Annotated in this window: 21 protein-coding genes; 5 read left to right on the forward strand and 16 right to left on the reverse strand. The window is 61.4% G+C overall.

Translation table 11 applies throughout. The features are described 5' to 3' along the window. Positions 1-9: 9 nt before the first annotated feature. From groL to OIS53_RS03610, 10 genes are all read right to left on the reverse strand, one after another. The gene (gene groL, locus OIS53_RS03565) at positions 10-1,656 is read right to left on the reverse strand and encodes a chaperonin GroEL (RefSeq protein ID WP_264681016.1); all 1,647 of its coding nucleotides are present in this window, start codon (positions 1,654-1,656) and stop codon (positions 10-12) included. A gap of 42 nt (positions 1,657-1,698) precedes the next feature. Then, positions 1,699-1,989 carry a co-chaperone GroES gene (gene groES / locus OIS53_RS03570; RefSeq protein ID WP_139517014.1) on the reverse strand — a complete coding sequence of 97 codons (291 nt, stop codon included), beginning with the start codon at positions 1,987-1,989 and terminating at the stop codon, positions 1,699-1,701. A 350-nt stretch (positions 1,990-2,339) separates the two neighbouring features. After that, positions 2,340-2,795, reverse strand: a complete 456-nt coding sequence (secG, locus tag OIS53_RS03575; RefSeq protein ID WP_264681017.1) for a preprotein translocase subunit SecG — start codon at positions 2,793-2,795, stop codon at positions 2,340-2,342. Beyond that, positions 2,796-4,154: a hypothetical protein gene (locus OIS53_RS03580; protein WP_264681018.1), complete on the reverse strand. Its 1,359-nt coding sequence runs from the start codon at positions 4,152-4,154 to the stop codon at positions 2,796-2,798. A 150-nt stretch (positions 4,155-4,304) separates the two neighbouring features. Continuing rightward, entirely contained in the window at positions 4,305-4,835 is a 531-nt protein-coding gene (locus OIS53_RS03585; protein ID WP_264681019.1) for an LptE family protein, read from the reverse strand. 46 nt (positions 4,836-4,881) lie between these two features. Continuing rightward, positions 4,882-6,222: a sigma-54 interaction domain-containing protein gene (locus OIS53_RS03590; RefSeq protein WP_264681020.1), complete on the reverse strand. Its 1,341-nt coding sequence runs from the start codon at positions 6,220-6,222 to the stop codon at positions 4,882-4,884. A 47-nt stretch (positions 6,223-6,269) separates the two neighbouring features. After that, complete coding sequence (locus tag OIS53_RS03595; RefSeq protein ID WP_264681021.1) at positions 6,270-6,488, reverse strand: type II toxin-antitoxin system HicB family antitoxin; 219 nt, start codon at positions 6,486-6,488, stop codon at positions 6,270-6,272. A 1-nt stretch (position 6,489) separates the two neighbouring features. Continuing rightward, positions 6,490-6,801, reverse strand: coding sequence for a type II toxin-antitoxin system HicA family toxin (locus OIS53_RS03600; protein ID WP_264681022.1), 312 nt, complete (start codon positions 6,799-6,801; stop codon positions 6,490-6,492). 24 nt (positions 6,802-6,825) lie between these two features. After that, a complete protein-coding gene (miaB, locus tag OIS53_RS03605) occupies positions 6,826-8,286 on the reverse strand; it encodes a tRNA (N6-isopentenyl adenosine(37)-C2)-methylthiotransferase MiaB (protein ID WP_264681023.1) in 1,461 nt (486 codons plus the stop codon). Positions 8,287-8,745: 459 nt separating this feature from the next. After that, positions 8,746-9,441: an HAD family hydrolase gene (locus tag OIS53_RS03610; protein WP_264681024.1), complete on the reverse strand. Its 696-nt coding sequence runs from the start codon at positions 9,439-9,441 to the stop codon at positions 8,746-8,748. A 70-nt stretch (positions 9,442-9,511) separates the two neighbouring features. On the opposite strand from OIS53_RS03610, the gene OIS53_RS03615 reads away from it, so the two are divergent. Then, positions 9,512-10,144 (forward strand): chloramphenicol acetyltransferase, encoded by a 633-nt coding sequence (locus OIS53_RS03615; protein WP_264681025.1) that lies wholly within the window; start codon positions 9,512-9,514, stop codon positions 10,142-10,144. Positions 10,145-10,189: 45 nt separating this feature from the next. Here the strand turns inward: OIS53_RS03615 and pabB are convergent, their stop codons facing one another. From pabB to OIS53_RS03640, 5 genes are all read right to left on the reverse strand, one after another. After that, positions 10,190-11,461, reverse strand: coding sequence for an aminodeoxychorismate synthase component I (pabB, locus tag OIS53_RS03620; RefSeq protein ID WP_264681027.1), 1,272 nt, complete (start codon positions 11,459-11,461; stop codon positions 10,190-10,192). Between the two features lie 306 nt (positions 11,462-11,767). Beyond that, the gene (locus OIS53_RS03625; RefSeq protein WP_264681028.1) at positions 11,768-13,282 is read right to left on the reverse strand and encodes a tetratricopeptide repeat protein; all 1,515 of its coding nucleotides are present in this window, start codon (positions 13,280-13,282) and stop codon (positions 11,768-11,770) included. A 58-nt stretch (positions 13,283-13,340) separates the two neighbouring features. Then, positions 13,341-14,090, reverse strand: a complete 750-nt coding sequence (locus OIS53_RS03630; protein WP_264681029.1) for a zinc ribbon domain-containing protein — start codon at positions 14,088-14,090, stop codon at positions 13,341-13,343. Then, positions 14,080-15,180 (reverse strand): Nif3-like dinuclear metal center hexameric protein, encoded by a 1,101-nt coding sequence (locus OIS53_RS03635; RefSeq protein ID WP_264681030.1) that lies wholly within the window; start codon positions 15,178-15,180, stop codon positions 14,080-14,082. Before OIS53_RS03635 ends, OIS53_RS03630 begins: the two co-directional genes overlap by 11 nt. 277 nt (positions 15,181-15,457) lie before the next feature. Then, positions 15,458-16,180: a uracil-DNA glycosylase family protein gene (locus tag OIS53_RS03640; protein WP_264681031.1), complete on the reverse strand. Its 723-nt coding sequence runs from the start codon at positions 16,178-16,180 to the stop codon at positions 15,458-15,460. Positions 16,181-16,339: 159 nt separating this feature from the next. On the opposite strand from OIS53_RS03640, the gene tssD reads away from it, so the two are divergent. The 4 genes from tssD (at position 16,340) to OIS53_RS03660 (ending at position 19,130) form a co-directional block, all read left to right on the forward strand. Next, positions 16,340-17,263: a type VI secretion system tube protein TssD gene (gene tssD, locus OIS53_RS03645; protein ID WP_264681032.1), complete on the forward strand. Its 924-nt coding sequence runs from the start codon at positions 16,340-16,342 to the stop codon at positions 17,261-17,263. A gap of 2 nt (positions 17,264-17,265) precedes the next feature. Beyond that, a complete protein-coding gene (locus tag OIS53_RS03650) occupies positions 17,266-17,745 on the forward strand; it encodes a hypothetical protein (protein WP_264681033.1) in 480 nt (159 codons plus the stop codon). A 116-nt stretch (positions 17,746-17,861) separates the two neighbouring features. Next, positions 17,862-18,608: an HNH endonuclease gene (locus tag OIS53_RS03655; RefSeq protein ID WP_264681034.1), complete on the forward strand. Its 747-nt coding sequence runs from the start codon at positions 17,862-17,864 to the stop codon at positions 18,606-18,608. Positions 18,609-18,611: 3 nt separating this feature from the next. Beyond that, positions 18,612-19,130 carry an SMI1/KNR4 family protein gene (locus tag OIS53_RS03660; RefSeq protein ID WP_264681035.1) on the forward strand — a complete coding sequence of 173 codons (519 nt, stop codon included), beginning with the start codon at positions 18,612-18,614 and terminating at the stop codon, positions 19,128-19,130. 175 nt (positions 19,131-19,305) lie between these two features. On the opposite strand, the gene OIS53_RS03665 is transcribed toward OIS53_RS03660, so the two are convergent. Continuing rightward, positions 19,306-19,692 carry a hypothetical protein gene (locus tag OIS53_RS03665; RefSeq protein WP_264681036.1) on the reverse strand — a complete coding sequence of 129 codons (387 nt, stop codon included), beginning with the start codon at positions 19,690-19,692 and terminating at the stop codon, positions 19,306-19,308. Positions 19,693-19,723: the final 31 nt, after the last annotated feature.

Below are 19,723 nucleotides of genomic sequence, written 5' to 3' on the forward strand. Positions count from 1 at the left end.
TCGGTGATTTTACATCATGCCGCCCATGCCACCCATGCCGTTCATTCCGCCGCCACCGGCGTGGCTGTGGCCTTTGTCTTCTTCGGGTTCATCCGAGATGACAGCTTCCGTGGTCAGAAGCAGGCCGGCAATGGAGGCAGCGTTTTCCAGGGCCAGACGCGTTACCTTGGTCGGGTCAAGGATGCCGGCAGCCATCAGGTTTTCGTACCGGTCCTCGCGGGCATTGTAGCCGTAGTCACCCTGGCCTTCGCGCACTTTCTGCACCACTACCGAGCCTTCGCCACCGGCATTGGCCACAATAGTGCGCAGGGGGGCTTCCAGCGCCGTCCGAATGATATTGACGCCGGTACGCTCGTCGCTGTTCAACGTATCTACGTTTTCGAGCGAATCGAGGGCGCGCACGAAGGCTACGCCGCCACCGGGCACCACGCCTTCCTCAACGGCGGCGCGGGTAGCGTGCAGGGCATCGTCTACGCGGTCCTTCTTCTCTTTCATCTCCACCTCCGTGCTGGCTCCGATGTAGAGGATGGCCACGCCGCCCGACAGCTTAGCCAGGCGCTCCTGCAGCTTCTCCTTATCGTAGTCCGACGTGGTAGTTTCGATCTGGGCTTTGATCTGGCTTACGCGGGCCACAATGTCGTCCTTGTTGCCTTTGCCATTGACGATGGTCGTGTTGTCCTTGTCAATGATAATCTTCTCAGCTTGGCCCAGGTACTCGATGGTGGCCGAGTCGAGCTTGTAGCCGCGCTCCTCCGAAATCACCGTGCCGCCGGTCAGGGCCGCAATGTCTTCCAGCATGGCCTTGCGACGGTCGCCGAAGCCGGGGGCTTTCACGGCGGCAATCTTCAGCGAACCACGCAGCTTGTTTACTACCAGCGTAGCTAAGGCTTCGCCGTCCACGTCTTCTGAGATGATAACCAGGGGCTTGCCAGTCTGCACCACTTGCTCCAGCACGGGCAGCAGTTCCTTCATGGTGCTCACCTTCTTGTCGTAGATGAGGACGAAGGGCGAGTCCAGCTCCACTTCCATCTTCTCCGGGTTGGTCACGAAGTAGGGGGAGAGGTAGCCGCGGTCGAACTGCATGCCTTCTACCGTTTTCACTTCGGTTTCGGTGCCGCGGGCTTCTTCCACGGTAATCACGCCTTCCTTGCCTACTTTGTCCATGGCATCGGCAATCATTTGGCCGATTTCCATGTCGTTGTTGGCCGAAATAGCGCCCACCTGGGCAATTTCCGACGAGTTTTCAATCTTCTTCGACTGGGCCTTCAGGTTAGCCACCACGGCGTGTACGGCCTTGTCGATGCCGCGCTTGAGGTCCATGGGGTTGGCGCCGGCGGCTACGTTCTTGGAGCCGGCCGTGTAAATGGCCTGGGCCAGCACGGTGGCGGTGGTGGTGCCGTCGCCGGCCTGGTCGGCAGTTTTGCTGGCTACTTCTTTCACCAGCTGGGCGCCCATGTTCTCGATGGGGTCGGCCAGTTCAATTTCCTTGGCTACGGTTACACCGTCCTTGGTGATGCTGGGCGCGCCAAATTTCTTGTCGATAACCACGTTGCGGCCTTTCGGGCCCAGAGTTACCTTCACGGCATTAGCCAGCTTGTCAACCCCGCGCTTCAGCTTGTCGCGGCCGTCGGTATCGAATTGGATGTTCTTAGCCATCAGTTATTCGGGTTTGTAGATTCTTAGAGAGAAAGAAAAGCTTTAGAGTACGGCGAAGATGTCCGACTCGCGCATGATGAGGTAATCCTGGCCATCAACGGTAATCTCGGTGCCGGCATACTTGCCGTAGAGCACCTGGTCGCCCACCTTTACCTGGGGCTGAATAGTGGTACCGTTGTCGGCTACTTTGCCTTCACCTACGGCTACCACTTCGCCCCGCTGGGGCTTTTCCTTGGCCGTGTCGGGGATAATGATGCCCGATTTGGTTTTTTCCTCGGCGGCGGCCGGCGCGATGATAACGCGGTCTGCCAGCGGTTTCATGCTAAGCGACATATTGTACGTTTTGGTTGAAAGGTTTACTTGAACTAAGCGGGTGCCGGCCGTGCTGCACTTCCCATGCCAGCCCACCTCAACCTGACAGAATGGACGGTTCTGGCGCTTTTTCCGTCAGGATTGCACCCAAAAGCTGTCAGGCGTGGCAGAGGGTGGGCAGGGCAGAGGCCGACTTGCGCGGCTGTACGCCCGGCTGGCGGCAGGGTTGGGGCGGGCTGCCCACAAAATTCGGGGCTGCCGTTGCCTCCACCGGCGCTGCGGTAGCTTACAGCCACAATCTCAGGGCAAAAGAAAACCGGTGGCTCCCTCAGGAGCCACCGGTTTTTCGGGAGCAGTCGGTGTTGCTGTCGTTAGTTGTTTCGGTTCGCACCAGAACCGGCATCAGCTGGCTGGGTTGCCGGGGCTGCAGCCGGGGCGGCACTCGGAGCCGACTGCGGCGCGGCACCTGGAGCAGCGGCACCCGGAGCGCCGGGTGCACCTGGAACAGTAGCACCAGGGGCTGGCGTCGTCGGAACACGGGTTTCGAGGGCTTTCTGCTGATTAACGCTGCGGGCCGGGCCAGCCTGCGAAGCTCCGCCAATCATGTGGGTACCCATGCTCAGTAGGATCAGGCCTACGGCGAAGCCCCAGGTCAGGCGCTCCAGCAGGTCGCCGGTGCGCTTCACGCCCATGAGCTGGGCAGCGCCGCCCGCGCCAAACTGGCTGGAGATGCCGCCACCTTTGGGGTTTTGCGCCAGCACCACGAGGCCCAGCAGCAGGCACACGAGCAAAATAAGACCGATGAGGGAATAATACGTGAAAGACATCTACTCCGAAGGTTGTTGCAATTGTTGGATTTGGGCGGCAAAGTACGCCTTTTTTTCGGGCTGCCGCTCCATCAGGCGCTCATATATTTCAATGGCCTTGTCGATTTTGCCCTGCCGCACCATAATCGTGGCTAGGCTTTCCGAGGCCAGACCGCCCCCGGCACTGGTGCTGCGCGCCGACAAATCGGTTTGCTCCTCGGCGGGCAAGGGCACGCCGGCGGGCGTCTTGATGCGGGGTTGGGCTTTCAAAAACCGGTTGATCAGGTCTAGGGACGAGGCCGTCGGCTTGGGGCGGTGCGCTGCCAGATGAGCCAGCAGCAGCGCATCGGGCTCGAAAAAGGCGTCGGCCGGGAGGTTGAGCGTGTAGCCATCGTCGTGGAGCTGCAAGTCGTAGCCGAGGCGGCTGCCAGCGCCCAGGGCGTAGCCCAGGTCGGAATCAGCCCGGAAGGGGGCCGTGACGATGGGCGGGGCGGAAGCCAAAACGGGCACTTCGGCCGCCTCCTCGTCCAAGCCAGGCAGCTGGTACACCGGCTGGGGCAGCGGGCCGGGCTCCGTCAGGCCAAACTCAAAGCGCGAGATGCCGGCCTCCACCGGCGGCCGGATGGGCGGCGCTACGGGCGGCAATACATCCTCGTCGGTAGCCGCTTCGGGAGCGGCTGTCGGCTCAACCAGGGCGGCCTGCTCTGCGGTTTCTGCCGAAGCGGTAAGAGTGGCCGGAGCTTCCGCCTCCTCACTTACTGGTGCTTCCGCCTCTATATTAGCTTCCCAATCTGAAGCCAGCTCAACGAGGTCAGAAGCTGGGCCTTTTGCGGCGGCCGGCGCCTCCGGCTGGGTCCGGGCGTCTGCGTCGTCTTCGGCTACGGCGTCCACAACGAGCGGCTCCGGGGAAGCGGAAAAGACAACAGGTTCCGGCTCAGGTGTGGGCGCCACCGCGAAAAGGTCCGCTTCGGGCGCTGGCTGGGGCTCAATAGCCTCGCTCTGGCTGGCTGCAACGGGTTCCGTTTCGGGGGCAACAGGGCTGACAGTTGCGGGGGCCGGCCCTGCTGTTGCAAACGCCTCGTCGGAGGCCGGGGCCGGGGCGTCAGCGGGGGCTGGCGGGTAAGGCTGGGCCGCGACGGGCGTGGAAGCGGGCTGCTCTAAGAGCTGGCGCAGCAGCTCCCGGTCGGTGGCGTAGGTAGCGGCGCGGCGCAGGCGCTGGCCAGCCAGCATGCTGCCCCGGTCGTGGGCGGCTTTGGCCAGCAGCACGTGCGCCGTCTGGCAGTACGGAAAGGCGGCCGCCAGCTGTTCCAGCTCCCGCACCTCGGCCTCCGAAATTTCGCCTACGTGGTCGAGGATGTGCAGTAGCGACGCGCGGGTCATGAGCGTAAGAAGTTAACAATGAGCGGCTACCACAGGCGCCGCCCGGCAATAGGTGAGGAAAGCAGGCTACCAGCCCGAGCGGGGCGGCCCGGCAGTAGCCTGCAACAATACGGTAATTTGGCCAGGAAACCAGCCCGCAGCGGCCAGAGGCTACCAGTTAGCGACGGACTTGTTGAAGGCGTCGGTGATGATGTTGCGGAACACTTCGCGCAGGGCCACCGGGTCGTTGTTGATGCTGGCAATGTCGCGGGTGGCCGGGAAGTCGCGGGTGCTCTGGAAGGTCTGCTCGAAGTCCTGCTTGGAGTCCTTGGTATTGGTGAATTTCACCCGCACCTGAATAGTCAGGCGGTTGACGCCGGCCTGGTCCTGCCCGCCGGTCTGCTGAATGGCGGCCGGCGCGAAATCGTAGGCAATAATCTGGCCCTCAAACTGCAAGTCCCCGTCGCGCGGTGCTTGGCGCAGGGTGGTATTGCGCTGGAAGTAGTCCTTGAAATCCTCCGTAAACCGCTGCGCCAGAAAGGAAGGGCCGTTGTTGGCGTTGTTGGCGAAGGTGAGAATGGAAATCGTCTTTACCGACGGGTCAATGTTGGTGCCGGTGAAAGAGTAGACGCCGCAGGCACTGAGGAAGCTGATTAGTAAGCTGCAAGCTACAAGCCGCAAGCCATAAGCTTTAAAATCCATAAGAACAGAAGCTTGCAGCTTGCGGCTTGTAGCTTGCAGCTTATCATCACGCATTTTCCAAATCATATTGTTTGAGCTTACGATAGAGGGTGCGCTCCGAGATACCCAGGTCGTGGGCCGCGTACTTGCGCTTGTTGTTATGCTTCTTTAACGCTTTAATTATCATTTCCTTTTCCTTAGCCTCCAACGACAGCGTTTCTTCTTCGGTCTCGTGCGGAATGTCCTCTACGCGCGCGGCTTCCTCCTCGTAATCGGCCGCGTCGTCCAGGTCGAGGTCAGCGGGGCGGGGGGTGAGGATGTACTCGGTGGCACTGCCATCGGCGGAGGGCTGGCGCAGGGGCCGGGCCCCGGCCGGACCGGCTTCGTAGGGCGCTACGCTCAGGCCACCGAATAGGTGGCTGTTCTGGCGCAACAGCTCCTGCGCCTCCTGGGGGCGCTGGCCACCGGCCAGGTCTAATACTAGCTTCTTCAGGTCGGTCATGTCGCGGCGCATGTCGAAGAGCACCTTGTAGAGCAGGTCCCGCTCCGAGTAGGTGTTGCCGGCGCCGTCAGTGGCCGTGCCGGCGGCGTGCACCAGCATGGGCAGGCGGCTGCTCTGCTCGGCGGGCAGGTAGTTGCGCAGGCGGCGGGCGTCCACTTCCCGGTCCGTTTCCAGTACCGACATCTGCTCGGCCACGTTCTTGAGCTGGCGAATGTTGCCGGGGAAGCGGAAGCGCTGCAACTCCTGCACCGCATCGGGTGTCAGGGTAATGGGCTTGACGCGGTACCGGTCGGCAAAATCGGTGGCGAACTTTCTAAATAGTAGGTAGATATCCTCACCTCGTTCACGCAACGGTGGAACCGTAATCGGCACGGTGTTGAGGCGGTAGTACAGGTCTTCGCGGAAGCGCCCTTCGCTCACGGCGTCGAGCAGGTTGACATTGGTGGCGGCCACCACGCGCACGTCGGTTTTCTGCACCTTGCTGGAGCCCACCCGGATAAACTCGCCGTTTTCGAGCACGCGCAGCAGGCGGGCTTGGGTGCCCAGGGGCATTTCCCCGATTTCGTCGAGGAAGATGGTGCCGCCGTTGGTTACTTCAAAGTAGCCCTTGCGGGCCTCCTGGGCGCCGGTAAACGAGCCTTTCTCGTGCCCGAACAGCTCCGAATCGATGGTGCCTTCGGGAATGGCCCCGCAGTTGATGGCAATGAACTGCCCGTGCTTGCGCGGCGACAGGGCGTGGATGATCTTGGAAAACGACTCCTTACCGGAGCCACTTTCGCCGGTTATCAGCACCGTCATGTCGGTAGGGGCCACCTGGGCCGCCACCTGAATGGCGTAGTTCAGCGCCGGCGCGTTGCCGATGATGCCAAACCGCTGTTTGATAGATTGTATTTCGGAGTTGGTCAAGGTGTGGTTGGTTTTCGTAGGGTAGACGAAAAGCGGGGCGGGTTATTTTAGGCATAACGCAACCGAGGACGCGGCGCGGGAATAGGCCGGTTCAGCTCACGGGCGGTTTCCAGCCACTCTTCAATGACAATGGCCGCATTAGCCAAAGCCTCTGCCTGAGTTTTGCCATCGGCCATGCAGCCTGGGAGGTCAGGAACTTCAGCCAGAAACGCCTGATCCTCTGCACTCCAAAAAATGACAACCGGATAATGCTGCATCTGGTCCATATTAAGCAGATTTTTCAGGTGAAGAGGGCGTATCACGGATACTACGCAAGGCCGGTGCAGGCGTCAGAGTTAGTTGATATTTTATCAGCAACTCACGCACCTGCTTAACCTGATAAGGCTTGGCTTTGCCCGCTTCGCCCGGTTGCAGGTTAATGATTTCTTCTACTCCCGCACGAGCAAAAATGTGGTGGCTGCCTTTAATGCGTTGCGAAAAATCAAGCTTTAACAACAAGCTGCACAGCGCTGCAAAGTCAATGTTTTTATCAGCGGTGCCACTGAGCAATACCGCTACGAATTTTTCAAGCTTGCTCATGAAGGGCACTAACCAAAAATCACCCTACACCGCGTCGCCGAGCAGGGTACTAGCCGTTGACGAGTGAACTAGAACGTCCACGTAGTCGCCTTTTTGGTAGTGCTTCTTCGGAAAGATGATGACCTGATTCTGGCTGTTGCGGCCGCTTAGGTGCTCTTGGCTGCGTTTGGAGAAGTTCTCGACCAGCACGCGGTGCACCTGGCCCACGGCCCGCTGGTTGCGCAGGGCGCTGTGCTGCTGCTGGCGGTCAATGATTTCGGCCAGGCGGCGCTTTTTCACTTCCAGGGGCACGTCGTCGGCCAGCTTGCGGGCGGCCAGGGTGCCGGGGCGCTCCGAGTAAAAAAACATGTAGGCCATGTCGTACTGCACGAAGTCCATGAGGCTGAGCGTGTCTTGGTGCTCCTCCTCGGTTTCGGAGCAGAAGCCCGAAATCATGTCGGTGCTGATGGCGCAGTCCGGGCCCAGGATACGGCGGATAGCCAGCACGCGCTCCTCGTACCAGGGCCGGTCGTAGGTGCGGTTCATCAGCTTGAGAATGCGCGAGTTGCCGCTCTGGGCAGGCAAGTGAATGTACTTGCAGATGTTCTCGTGCCGGGCCATGGTGTACAGCACCTCGTCGGTGATGTCCTTGGGGTGGGAAGTGGCAAAGCGCACCCGCAGCTCGGGACTCACCAGGGCCACCCGCTCCAGCAGCTGGGCGAAGTTCACGGATTCTAGCCCGTCTTCCGAAGCCCACTTGTAGGAGTCCACGTTCTGGCCGAGCAGGGTCACTTCCTTGTAGCCCTGGGCCACCAGGTCGCGGGCTTCCTGCACCACGCTGTGGGCGTCGCGGCTCCGCTCCCGGCCGCGGGTGAAGGGCACCACGCAGAAGGAACACATATTGTCGCAGCCGCGCATGATGCTGATGAAGGCCGACACGCCGTTGGAGTTCAGGCGCACCGGCGTGATGTCGGCGTAGGTTTCTTCCCGGCTCAGCAGCACGTTTACGGCTTTCTGGCCGCCGTCCACTTCCGCAATTAGGCGGGGCAGGTCGCGGTAGGCATCGGGGCCCACCACCAGGTCCACCAGCTTTTCTTCCTCCAGAAACTTGCTTTTCAGGCGCTCGGCCATGCAGCCTAGCACGCCCACCAGCAGGCCGGGGTTGCGGCGCTTGTGGCCGTTGATCTGCTTGAGGCGCATGCGCACGGTTTGCTCGGCCTTCTCGCGGATAGAGCAGGTGTTGAGCAGCACCAGGTCGGCGCCCTCCAGCTCCTCGGTGGTGTCGAAGCCCTGCTCAAACAAGATGCTCGACACGATTTCAGAGTCGGAGAAGTTCATCTGGCAGCCGTAGCTTTCAATGTAGAGCTTGCGCTGCCGGCCCGTGCGGGTGGCGGGGTTTACGCGCACCTCACCCGAGGGCTCGTGCGCGTGGGTGGCCGCGTCCACGGCGGGGGTGGGCAGGGCCGGGGTATCCAGAAAATCGAGGGTAATCAGCGGTTGGGACATGCTATGCAGCGCAGCTTCGGCTTCACGGTTCAGAGAACGGCAAAGGTAGAGGATTCGGGCCTAAAATGACAGAATGGCAGAGCTTGAAAGATGGTGAAATTGTGAAGTAGTGAAATAGTGAGGTTGCTATTCTGCTGAGGTTTGTGGACAATGACTTAAAAAATACCGTCATGCTGAGCGCAGGCGCAGCCGCAGTCGAAGCATTTCTACCTCTGGCTAACTCTAATCAACCAGCAACGAAGCGGGAGAGATGCTGCGGCTGCGCTCAGCATGACAAGTACCACTACAACATCCGCTTGCGAGATGCTTGGCTACGCCTTCCTGCGGTTCGACTTCGCCTCCGGCTCCTCGGACGCCAGATGAAGCATGACGGGCTACTTGCCGCTACTCTCCGCAACTTGTTCACACAGCCTAGCATCAACCGCGCAGCATAAACAACAAACTCACCACTTCACCACCTCAAGGCAGGTAATCGAGCACGGCGCGCACGTCGCTGACTTGGTGGTAGGGCAGGCCTTCGAGCTGCGCGGGGTCTACGTGCTCGAAAATCCAGGTGGCGTGGTAGGGCACGTGCACGGCCCGCAGGCCCAGCCGCGCCACCGGCAGGATATCGGACTTGAGTGAGTTGCCGACCATCACAAACTCCTCGGCCGTGGCGCCGTAGCGGGCCAGCAGGCGACGGTAGGTGGCGTCGTCCTTTTCGCTGACTATTTCCACGTGGTCGAATAGCTCGCCCAGGCCGGAGCGGGCAATCTTGCTTTCCTGGTCGAACAGGTCGCCTTTGGTAAGCAGCATCAGGCGGTGGCCGCGGCGGCGCAGCTCGGTGAGCACCTCCACCACGCCGGGCAGGGGCTCAATCGGGAAGCGCAGCAGGTCCTTGCCCATGTCGAGAATCTGCTGGATGTCGTGGCCCGTAACGGCGCCATCGGTGAGCTGAATGGCCGTTTCAATCATGGAGAGCATAAACGACTTGGCCCCGTAGCCAAACAACTGCATGTTGCGGCGCTGCACCTCGTTGAGCTGGGCGCTGATGCGGGCCGCGTCGCCGCAGTGGGCCATAATCTCGAACAAGCGGGCTTCTACCTGATCGAAGTGGGGCTGGTTGGGCCAGAGGGTGTCGTCGGCGTCGAAGGCAATGAGGTGCGTAGTAGGCATGGGGAAAGCAGCAGCGAAAAAACCGGGCCGAAGGGCCGGGGAGGGCATAAAGTTACCGAACTTGCCGCCCATGAAACAGCAGATTGACTTGGCCACCTGGAACCGCCGCGAGCATTTCGCCTTCTTCTCGGGGTTTGACGAGCCGTTTTTTGGCCTGGTGGCGCCAGTGGACTGCACCCAAGCCCTGGCCGAAGCCAAGCGGCTGGGCGTGTCGTTTTTCTTCTACTACCTCTACCACTCACTGCGGGCTGCCAACCAGGTGCCCGAGTTCCGCTACCGCATCGAAGACGGGCAGGTGTACTGCTACGACCGGGTGCACGCCTCGGCCACCATCGGCCGCCCCGACCACACCTTTGGCTTTTCCTTTATCGAGCTGCACGACACGCTGGCGGATTTTGTGGCGGCGGCTACGGCGGAGGTGGCCGCCGTGCAGGCCAGCAGCGGCCTGCGCCTGACTGAAACCACCGCCCGCCCCGATGTGGTGCACTGCTCGGCCCTGCCCTGGGTGCGCTTCAGCGGCCTTACCCACGCCCGCAGCTTCCGCCACGCCGACAGCTGCCCCAAGATTTCCTACGGCCAGACCTACGCAGAAAACGGCGCCACCTGGCTGCCCGTAGCCGTCAACGTGCACCACGGCCTAGCCGACGGCTACCACGTCGGCCAGTTCCTGACGGCGTTCCAGGCGGGACTGAACGGGGAGTAAGAGCTGAAACCATCCTCCTGCGCGCTGCTGAGGTTGCCAGTTCTTCTAGCCAAAGCTGACTCCCAGCACCTCCAGCAGGGCCTGGGCTTTGAGCAGGCATTCCTCATACTCACGCTCCGGCACTGAGTCGTAGGTGATGGCCGAGCCAACTTGAAAGGACAAGTAGCCGGTGTCCTGGCGGTACTGGAGGCTGCGGATAACCACGTTGAGGTCGAAGTCGCCGCCGGGCCCGATGTAGCCGATGCTGCCGCTGTAGAGGCCGCGGCGGGTATGCTCGTAGTGCTCAATAAGCTGCATGGCCCGGATTTTCGGAGCACCGGTCATAGAACCCATGGGAAAGGCGGCGCGCAGTACGTCCACGAGGTCCACGCCAGGGCGCAGCTGGGCTTCTACCGTCGAAATCATCTGCCAGACGTGGCGGAACGGGTAGAGGCCGAACAACTCGGGCACCTGTACGGTGCCGGTTTGGGCCACACGGGCCAGGTCGTTGCGCACCAGGTCCACAATCATCAGGTTCTCGGCCCGCTCTTTTTCGTCATGGAGCAAGGCCAGGCGCCGGGCTTCATCGGCCGCCGGAGTGGAGTCGCGGCGGATGGTGCCTTTGATAGGCTGGGAGATGATGCGGGAGCCGCGCCGGGCCAGAAACCGTTCGGGCGAGGCGCAGAGCAGGTAGTGGTGATGGTGGCGCACAAAGCCGGCAAAGGGAGCCGGCGAAGCGGCGTTCAGGCGGAGAAACACGTCCACCGGGTCGAGCTGCACGCCTTCGGCGTAGAACTCCTGGCACAGGTTCAGCTCGTAGACCTCCCCGTTGAGAATATCTTCCTTGATGGCCTCAACGGCAGCCAGGTACTCGGCCTTGGGCATACGGGGCCGCAGCGCGGGCACGTGGGGCGCCGGCAGCTGGGGCACCAGCGTAGCCAGAATAGCCTCCAGCACCCCCGCCGTGTGGCCGTGCAGCTCTACCACGCCGGAGCGCCAGCGCAGCCAGGTGTGCGGCCGAAAAAAATGCAGCTGCGGCCACTCCAGCCCCGAAACGTTGGCACTGCGCAGAGCCTCAATCTCGTTTTTAACCTCGTAGGTGAGAAATCCGCAGCACGGCGCCGCCTCAGCCGGTTGCTGTAGCCACTGCCGCAGCTCGGCCAGGCTACGGGGCGCATCAGGGGCACCATCCGCCACACCGAGCAGCCGGTCGAAGGAGCCGTTGGGATATGCTAGGTCGTTGGACTCAAAGTAAGCGCAGTGCGCGAAGCCGGCCGCCCACCGCAGGGCGCGGGCCGGAAAATCAGGGGGCAGCTCGGGTAGCGGAACGGGTAGCACGCGGCAAAGGTAGGGTGGGGGTGCGGGCCGGTGGGGTGTTGCGCGGCCACAGGATGTAACGCGAACCGTAGGAAGGCGCAGCCAAGTTGTACTTCGCGACGCGTCAGAATAACGCTAGCACGAAATATCAGGGGAGCCAAACAACGATGCGCCAAGCGGGGGCTTGGCCCCGCCTGTCTACGGTTCGCGCTACTGACTCGAACGGCGCGGTACCGCATGGCCGCTGCGCGGCCGCAAGTCCGGAGACTTGCCCCATTGGTCGGCGGGCAGACGCCTCGCCATAGGCGAGAAGTCTGCCGCCAGGTTCTATTCCAACTCTTTCAGGGCCAGCTTGGCTTTGGTGTCGGTGCTGTTCTTGTACTCGTGGCGGGGGTAGCTGAGGGCTTTTTTGAAGTAGACGCGTGCCGTGTTGCGCTGGCCTTCCTGCTGATACAAGTAGCCGAGCTGCAAGGCCGATTGCGGGGCGAAGTAGTAGGGCGCGGTGCCGGCCAGGGCAATGGTGCGGGCGTAGAACAGACGGGCCGAGTCGGGCTGGCCGAGCAGGTGCAGGGCGCGGGCCTGGCGGTAGGGCGCCTCCAGCCGGTCGCGCAGGGGCGTGGCGGCCGTGGGCCGGAACGTGCCGAGCGTGGCCAGGGCCTCGCGGTAATAGCCGCCGTCAATTTGCAGGCGGGCGCGGGTGAGGGTGCGGTTTAGGGGTAGCCCGTCCTCAAAAAAGCGCTGGGCGTAGCTGTCTTCCTCCACCACCGTGCGGCCCCCGGCCCCGATCTGGCGCTGGTAGCCGGCTACGGTTGCGGCCGGGGCGCCTCCCAGCCACGCGGCCAGGTAGAGCTTAAAGGCGGCGTCTTTGCGGTAGTGCTGGCCCTGGTACTCGCGCAGAAACTGCTGATTGGCCCGCAGGGAGGCCGCGTACTGACCCTGATAGAGCAGCAGGTCGGCGGCCATGTGGTGCAGGTAGGGCAGGGGCAGGTAGCCGGGGCCGGTGGGGCGGGCCTGGTAGGCGGCCAGGGCCTGGGCCGTGTGGTGCTGCTTTTTGTGCTGGCTGATGAGCAGAAAGCACAGCAGCTGACTTTCCGGCTGCTGGCGTTGCAGGGTTTCGACCAGGCGCAGCGCCGCGGCCGGCTTCTTATAGTAGGTTTCCTCCAGCAACGCCAGCAGCAGGCGGGCTTCCAGTTGGAAGTCGTTGGGCTGGGTGGCGGCCAGGCGCAGGTTGTACAGGCCCGTCTCTACGTTGCCGGGCAGCCCTAGCAGCTTCAGAAACCACCGGTAGCCCTCGGGCAAGGAGCCGATAAAGAACTGCATCATGCCCAGGGTTTTGCGGGCCGGCAGGTACTGCGGATAGCGGCGCACCACCTGCTGCATCTGCTGGTAGCTCTGGCGCAAACTCCAGGCGCCCTGCACCTCATGCCCGAACACCACCTGCGCGGCGGCCTGGTGCAGGCGGATTTCGGCCAGGGCGTAGTCGCGCAGGGCGCTGGCGGGGGCGCGGGGCAGCTGGGTCAGCCGCTGGTTCTGGGCCTTGATGGTGGCCTCGTACCGGCTGGCATCCTGGCTCACCAGCAGCTCCGTGATGCTAAGGCAATCCTGGATGAGGAGCGTACCGACGTCGGTGCCGTTTCCGCTGAGCAGGGCGCGGGCCTGGGCGGGGCGTAGGTTCAGCACCTCGGCGTAGGCGCGGGCTTGGGTGGGGGTGAGATGCTCGGACGACGTTTCTCGCAGTGTTTCGCAGTGGGCAACGCAGTGTTTCGCAGTGGCAAACAGCAGCCAGAACAACCACTGCGGAACACTGCGCCATCCACTGCGAAACACTGCGAGAAATTTCATAGGCAAAAAAAGAACGGCACAGAGGCCGTTCTTCTTCAAAAGACACTAACTCAAACCCTTACGCAATACGAGCTTCTACATCAGCCAAAACACGGCCGCAGTGCTCGCACACGATGATTTTCTTGTGGGCGATGATGTCGGCCTGGCGCTGGGGCGGCACGGTGTTGAAGCAGCCCCCGCAGGCGTCGCGCTTCACCGTTACCACGGCCAGGCCGTTGCGCACGTTGCCGCGGATACGGGTGTAGGCCATCAGCAGGCGTTCTTCGATGGGCTTCACGGCGCCGCCGCGCTCGTCCATGAGCTTTTGCTCGTCGGCTTCGCTTTCGCCCACGATGGTTTCCAGCTCGGCTTTCTTGTTGTCGAGGTCTTTCTTGCGCTCCTCCAGCTTCTGCTTGGTGCCGGCTATTTCGGTGTTCTTCAGCTCAATCTGGTACTGAGCCTCTTTGATTTTCTTTTCCGAAATCTGAATTTCCAGCTTCTGCAACTCGATTTCCTTGGCAATGGCCTCGTACTCCCGGTTGTTGCGCACGTTCTGCTGCTGGTCTTCGTAGCGCTTAATCAGCCCCTCGGCGTCTTTGGCGTTCTGCTTGCGCTGCTTGATTTGCTCGTTGAGGGCGGCAATTTCTTCATCAAACTTGCTCACGCGCACCTCGTAGCCGGCAATTTCGTCCTCCAGGTCGCGCACTTCTTCGGGCAGGTCGCCGCGCACGCGCCGGATTTCGTCGAGCTGCGAGTCGATGCGCTGCAGGTTCAGAAGGGCTTCCAGCTTGCTGGCAACGGGGGTTTCCGTAGACGGATTAGAAATCATAACGGACGGGGTTGGTGAGGGTCTCAGCGGTTAAGAGCGCAAAAGTACTCCCAAAGTTGGCCGTAAGCAAATCCCGGAAGATTTCGCCCGTGAACTGCTCGCTCTCAAAATGGCCCACGTCGCAGAGCAGGAGTCGTCCCTCAGCCTGGAAATACTCGTGGTATTTCAAGTCGCCGGTCACGTAGGCCTGGGCGCCGGCCGCGCGGGCCCGGCCAATCAGAAAGCTGCCCGCACCCCCGCACAGCGCCACCGTGCGGATGGGCTGGTCGAAGTCGGTGTGCTTGACCACGGGCACGCCCAGGGCCTGGCGCAGCCGCGCCCGAAACTCCGGGGGGCTGAGCGGCGCGGGCAACTCGCCCACCATGCCGGCGCCCACGTCCTGGTTGGTGTTTTCGAGCCGGATGATTTCGTAGGCCACTTCCTCGTAGGGGTGGGCCTGGCGCAGGGCCCGCAGGGCCGCCGCTTGCAAGTGCAGAGGCAGCAGCACCTCCACGCGCTGCTCGGCGGCCGTTTCGGGGGTGCCGGGCTGGCCCAGATACGGACTGGTGCCCGCGCCGGGCGTAAACGTGCCGGTGCCGTCCACCCGGAAGCTGCACTCCGAATAGTCGCCCACCTGGCCCGCGCCGGCCTGGTAGAGGGCCCGAAGCACGGCCTCGGTGTGGGTGGGCGGCACGTAGGTAATCAGCTTGGCTAGCAGGCCCGCTTTCGGCTCCAGAATGCGCAGGTTCTGGAGGCCCAGCTTCTTGGCCAGCTTGCGGTTCACGCCCAGGCGTACGTTGTCGAGGTTGGTGTGGGCGGCGTAGAGGGCAATATCGTGGCGGATGGCGTAGAGCAGGGTTTGCTCCACCTCACTGGCCCCGGTGAGGCGCTTCAGCGGCCGGAAGATGAGCGGGTGGTGGGCCACCACCACATTGCAACCCCGGCGCCGGGCTTCCTCCACCACGGCCAGGGTGCAGTCCAGGGCCAGCAGCACGCCGCGCACTTCCAGGTGCGGGTCGCCGCATTGTAGCCCGGCATTGTCGTAACTTTCCTGGTAAGCCAGCGGCGCCGCCCGCTCCAGCACGCGCATCAGGTCTTGAAGGGTAGGCATTTTTTTAAATGTGTTGGAATGTGGCAAATGTGGGGAGAATGTGAGAAATGAATAAGGAGATGGAGGTGACAGGTGACAGGTGAGGCATAGCCCCAGCGGGGCGGCACATCGGTAGAAAACCGAGCCGCCTGTTAGAACAAAGCCCCAGCGGGGCGACACCTAGCGTCCGCACGACCGGGTGTCACCCCGCTGGGGCATTTGCTCTTTTGCCTCGACCTTGGCTACCAACATGCCGCCCCGCTGGGGCTTCCCATTCCAACACATTCCCCACATTCACTCACATTTGCCACATTCCAACACATTCACCCAACACTTCCACGTACCGGGCTACGTGCTGGGGCAGCTCGCGGCGCCTGTACTGCATGAGGTAGCGGGGGTGGTCGAGGACGTGAATCTGCTCGAACAGGCCCAGTTCGTCGTTCAGGCGGTGCAGGAGCAGGGCGTTGCGGCGGCCCAGGCACACGGCGGCGTGGCGGGCCAGACCTAGCTCATGCACCTGCCGCTGCAAGGAGTCGCGGATGGCGGGCTCCAGAGCCGTTTGCAGGGCGGGTGTGTCGTAGTAGTTGTAGTTTTTGCCTTCGCGCAGCAAGACCAGCGGGTAGAGGGAGCCCAGGAAAAAGTGCTGGTAGAACGCCGTCGGTCCGCCCAGGGCCGCTACCACCTGGTACACAAACTGGCTGGACGGCTCCCGCTGCCGGGGCAGCTCGTTCGGAATGCCGCACACGTCCTGCAAGGCCACGGGGTCGGTGAAGGCCACGCCGGTGCGGCCGTTGCCGAGGCGGCCGGGGTTGATGCCCAGCAGCGCCACCCGCGGCCTCTCGCCGGGGTAGTAGCGCCCGGCAAACTCGGTGAGCAGCTGCCGCGGCACCGGGTCCTGGTAGGGGCTGTAAGCCTGCACGTGGTCGGGCAAGGCAGCGGGCAGCGGAAACGTGGTAAGAAACCGGAGCAGGCGGGCTGGTAGGGGCGCGTCGCACGCGCCCGGTTGGTGAACGTCGGGCATAGGGGGCAGATACAGAAGCCGGGCAGACACCACTACGCAATAGCAGCGCGGAGGGCGCCTGAAAAGCGGGTGGGCCCTGAGAAATAGCCGTATACTTGCGGCTCGCTCCCCTGCTGCCGCACACACCTTACTGCTTGCGTTTCCCTCTATGCAATCCGTATGGCCTCTTTCTCCGCGCTGCTCTATCTCGATGGCAAGCTATACCGGGTAGTCTGGTGCCAGTATGCCTTCCGCCAGCCCGTTGACCACCGGGGCCGGCCTCGCCGCAAAGTTCTGAAAGGCCCCATCTACGTGGAACTGTGGACCGGCGGAGTCTACCCCGAGCTAACCCAGTGGGCCGCTGACTCCCACAAAACCCTGTCGGGCCGCCTGGTCTTCGCCCGCCCCGACCAGCCGGACAGCGCCTTCGCCCACGTCTGGTTTACCCACGCCACCTGCACCACCCACTACGAGCGGTTCGACAGCTCCGGCCAGGGCCTGGATGGCTCGCTGCGCCTGTTGCTGATCATCTCGCCCGAGGATATGGGCCGCGACGCCGGGAGCGGGGAGGAGTGGGTGCCGCCCCTGGCGCGGGAGTGTGCGTATAGCGGCCGGGCAGCGGCTGTACCGGCTGCGCCGAATGTGCCCGTAGACTTGACCGGCAAGAAGCCCCCAAAGAGTACACCCGAAGGCAAAGCGTGGCGCTGGGCGCGCTATCAGCGCGAACATGCAGGCGACCCCAACGCTTGGGACTACGCCCGTTGGGAAAAGCAGTTCCATGTCAACAGCCGCAATGCTGAATTTGGTTTGCGGCGGGAAAAGGAGTACTGTGACGCGCTGGGTGGAGAAAGCAAAACATTTAAAACTGCTTATACCAAGCGGCAGGTTGATATTTTTATTGACTCGCAAGAGTATTGTGGTCAGTTGAAAACAGGAAAAGTCAGTCACTCAGATCAAGCCAAAATTGATTTGCAAAAAGATGAATGGCTGATTCAACGTGGATATCAGGTAGAATACATTTTAGAAAAAGGTGCATCCAAAAACTTGCTGAAAGCATTAGATGCCATTGGTGCAACCTACAAACTCGGTCCTCAAATTCCTTAGTAATGGCGTTCGACCAACTCAGTCAAGACGAAAAAGAAGCCCAATTTGCTGCCTTCCTACTCAATATGGAAGACGACGTAGATGAACTCGTAGAAGAAGCTGAGCAAGCTGGGTATGCTCTTGACTTTTCTGTAAATAGCCTCTACGAGTTGGAGCGATATGTCCTTGACATGGGTGTAAGCTTCCAGGATTCTTCCGATACTGCCTTATTGCTAAGAAGCAAGTGCTGGGAGTACCTCGGCGAAGTGGTAGTGAAAAACTACAACGGCCGTTGGAAGCTATCGGACAACGAGGAAAATTCTGCCAACCGTGGAATGTTTGTGGTAGTTGGGCACAGTTATGTTGAGGGCATTGAATTTGTGCCCGCCCGCTACCTGCGTATGTTCACCACCCGCCGAAAGCCTGGAATGCTCGTCGCAATTCTCGAATCGGACGTGAACCCGCCAAAGTCTGCTTTGGATGACTTTGTTTTCTTACAGTAACAACGGCTGGTAATTCAAAGAGGTGTGCTGCGTAGGCTTCTGCCTAACACACCGCCAGCTCCGGCCAGGGCCTGGATGGCTCGCTGCGCCTGCTGCTAATCATCTCCCCCGAGGACATGGGCCGCGACGCCAGCAGCGGTGCGGAGTGGGTGCCGCCCCTGGCGCGGGAGTATGCCTACAGCGGCCGGCCAGTAAGCGCGGCGGCGCCGGCCGCGCCGCCCGTCAACCCTGACATTCCGCCTCACCTGCCGGCGCCGATTCCTAATCCGTCGCCCGACCATCAGCAGGTGCATCTGTCGGCGCAGGAGTGGCAGGAGTTGATTAAGGGAAGGTGGGACCGTAAAAACAACAAAAAGTTTTTGCAGGACCACCGGCAAGCCGAATTCCACGTTGCGGGAAACCCCTTCACGTACCGCACGGATGCCAACGGAAAAGTGGTGGCGGTATACGACGCGCAAAAGAGCTACAACGTAACAGGCACGCGGAAGGACGCGAAGGGCGTGCCACTGACTCTTAACGCCGAGCCTACTTTTGCGGGCACGTCGTATATGTACCCGGCCACCGGCAACCAAAAGAACATTGTTGTCATCAAAATGGCTGGCTCCCGCAAAGGAGACTTCCGCCGAGCGAACAAGGCAGCCGGTTTAACAGAGGTAGTAAAGGCTCAAGGGCTGAAGGCAGACCAACCACCGAAGGGGTATACGTGGCACCACCGAGACGATTTTGAAGCTAATCCCAATCCGCCGCCTTATGGCACCTGCACAATGGAATTGGTGAAGAAAGAAGCACACGAAGACACGTTTGTACACTACGGATCTTGCGACCAGTGCAACGAATATTTTGGAATCAAGCTCTACGACTAACTAATGGAACAGCAGGAATTCACCGGGACTGAAGCACCCGCCACCGCAGCCGACTTGCGGGCTATTGAGCAAGAATACGGCTTCGTCTTTCCTGAAGACTATAAAGCGCACATTCTACGCGTTAATGGGGGGTGGCCGCGCCGCAATACTTTTCTGCAAAGCCGCGAAAATGGCCGCACCACGGAGCGAGATATTAACCAGTTCAAGCCTGTTCAGCACGGTTCCTATACCCTGGAACGCAGCCTGGAATCCTTGCGCGACCAATTACATCCGGATTTGATACCCTTTGCTGATGAAGCCGGTGGCGACCAATTTTGCTTGAGCGTCGGACCCGAGGATTATGGCAGCGTCTATTATATCGCTCACGAATCCTACCGTCCACCGGCTTTCCTCGAGGATGATGAGTTGGTGCCTCAACCCCGTGAGTATGGTGAAGGTGTTCACTTCTTGGCTCCCTCCTTCACCGCATTTCTAGAAGGGCTGATAGAGGTACCCGACGAAGATGATGAGGACGAAGTATAAACTGACATAACCACAGGCACAACCGCCCCGCCCGCCACGGCGGGGCGGTTGTGTCTGTGCCCAACTGCACAGCACTTTCACAGCTCCGGCCAGGGCCTGGATGGCTCGCTGCGCCTGTTGCTGGTCATCTCGCCCGAGGACATGGGCCGCGACGCTGGCAGCGGCGGGCAGGGGGCTAGGGTGCGTAGGGCGGACTGATTTCTCCGTTCCAGTCGAGGTAGAGGTAGCCTTGGGTGGCGTCTTGCAGGGTCCCTTGCAGAATGATCAGGGTATTTATCTCGTCCAGGGCCTCGTCTAAATCGTCGATTGCCACTTCAAGCCACTGGTCGTAGCCGGCGAGCCGGGAGGCATAGGGCGTAGCGTGAGCAAGCTCGGCGATTTGCGTCTCCACCACGGGGCCCCGGTCCAGATACACCCGATACTGCGGGCCGCCGCCGTCGTGTACCAGCAGCATGTCCGCTTCCTGGCGTACCGTTAGCCTGTGCTCGTGTAGGGCAGCCTGCGCTTGTTCGAGCGTAAAGCCAGGGCTGCGAAACCAGATAAAAGCAGTTGCAGAGCGCATGGGAAGTAGGGAAGAGTATAAAAGATTATAG

The sequence above is a fragment of the Hymenobacter sp. YIM 151500-1 genome, assembly GCF_025979885.1.
In the GTDB taxonomy this organism is placed as follows: Bacteria; Bacteroidota; Bacteroidia; order Cytophagales; family Hymenobacteraceae; genus Hymenobacter.

What these genes read in the sequence shown, in the direction of transcription:
- groL (WP_264681016.1), bottom strand. Translation starts at nt 1,656, where the DNA reads ATGGCTAAGAACATCCAATTCGATACCGACGGCCGCGACAAGCTGAAG.
- groES (WP_139517014.1), bottom strand. Translation starts at nt 1,989, where the DNA reads ATGTCGCTTAGCATGAAACCGCTGGCAGACCGCGTTATCATCGCGCCG.
- secG (WP_264681017.1), bottom strand. Translation starts at nt 2,795, where the DNA reads ATGTCTTTCACGTATTATTCCCTCATCGGTCTTATTTTGCTCGTGTGC.
- OIS53_RS03580 (WP_264681018.1), bottom strand. Translation starts at nt 4,154, where the DNA reads ATGACCCGCGCGTCGCTACTGCACATCCTCGACCACGTAGGCGAAATT.
- OIS53_RS03585 (WP_264681019.1), bottom strand. Translation starts at nt 4,835, where the DNA reads ATGGATTTTAAAGCTTATGGCTTGCGGCTTGTAGCTTGCAGCTTACTA.
- OIS53_RS03595 (WP_264681021.1), bottom strand. Translation starts at nt 6,488, where the DNA reads ATGGACCAGATGCAGCATTATCCGGTTGTCATTTTTTGGAGTGCAGAG.
- OIS53_RS03600 (WP_264681022.1), bottom strand. Translation starts at nt 6,801, where the DNA reads ATGAGCAAGCTTGAAAAATTCGTAGCGGTATTGCTCAGTGGCACCGCT.
- miaB (WP_264681023.1), bottom strand. Translation starts at nt 8,286, where the DNA reads ATGTCCCAACCGCTGATTACCCTCGATTTTCTGGATACCCCGGCCCTG.
- OIS53_RS03610 (WP_264681024.1), bottom strand. Translation starts at nt 9,441, where the DNA reads ATGCCTACTACGCACCTCATTGCCTTCGACGCCGACGACACCCTCTGG.
- OIS53_RS03615 (WP_264681025.1), top strand. Translation starts at nt 9,512, where the DNA reads ATGAAACAGCAGATTGACTTGGCCACCTGGAACCGCCGCGAGCATTTC.
- OIS53_RS03625 (WP_264681028.1), bottom strand. Translation starts at nt 13,282, where the DNA reads ATGAAATTTCTCGCAGTGTTTCGCAGTGGATGGCGCAGTGTTCCGCAG.
- OIS53_RS03630 (WP_264681029.1), bottom strand. Translation starts at nt 14,090, where the DNA reads ATGATTTCTAATCCGTCTACGGAAACCCCCGTTGCCAGCAAGCTGGAA.
- OIS53_RS03635 (WP_264681030.1), bottom strand. Translation starts at nt 15,180, where the DNA reads ATGCCTACCCTTCAAGACCTGATGCGCGTGCTGGAGCGGGCGGCGCCG.
- OIS53_RS03640 (WP_264681031.1), bottom strand. Translation starts at nt 16,180, where the DNA reads ATGCCCGACGTTCACCAACCGGGCGCGTGCGACGCGCCCCTACCAGCC.
- tssD (WP_264681032.1), top strand. Translation starts at nt 16,340, where the DNA reads ATGGCCTCTTTCTCCGCGCTGCTCTATCTCGATGGCAAGCTATACCGG.
- OIS53_RS03650 (WP_264681033.1), top strand. Translation starts at nt 17,266, where the DNA reads ATGGCGTTCGACCAACTCAGTCAAGACGAAAAAGAAGCCCAATTTGCT.
- OIS53_RS03655 (WP_264681034.1), top strand. Translation starts at nt 17,862, where the DNA reads ATGGGCCGCGACGCCAGCAGCGGTGCGGAGTGGGTGCCGCCCCTGGCG.
- OIS53_RS03660 (WP_264681035.1), top strand. Translation starts at nt 18,612, where the DNA reads ATGGAACAGCAGGAATTCACCGGGACTGAAGCACCCGCCACCGCAGCC.
- OIS53_RS03665 (WP_264681036.1), bottom strand. Translation starts at nt 19,692, where the DNA reads ATGCGCTCTGCAACTGCTTTTATCTGGTTTCGCAGCCCTGGCTTTACG.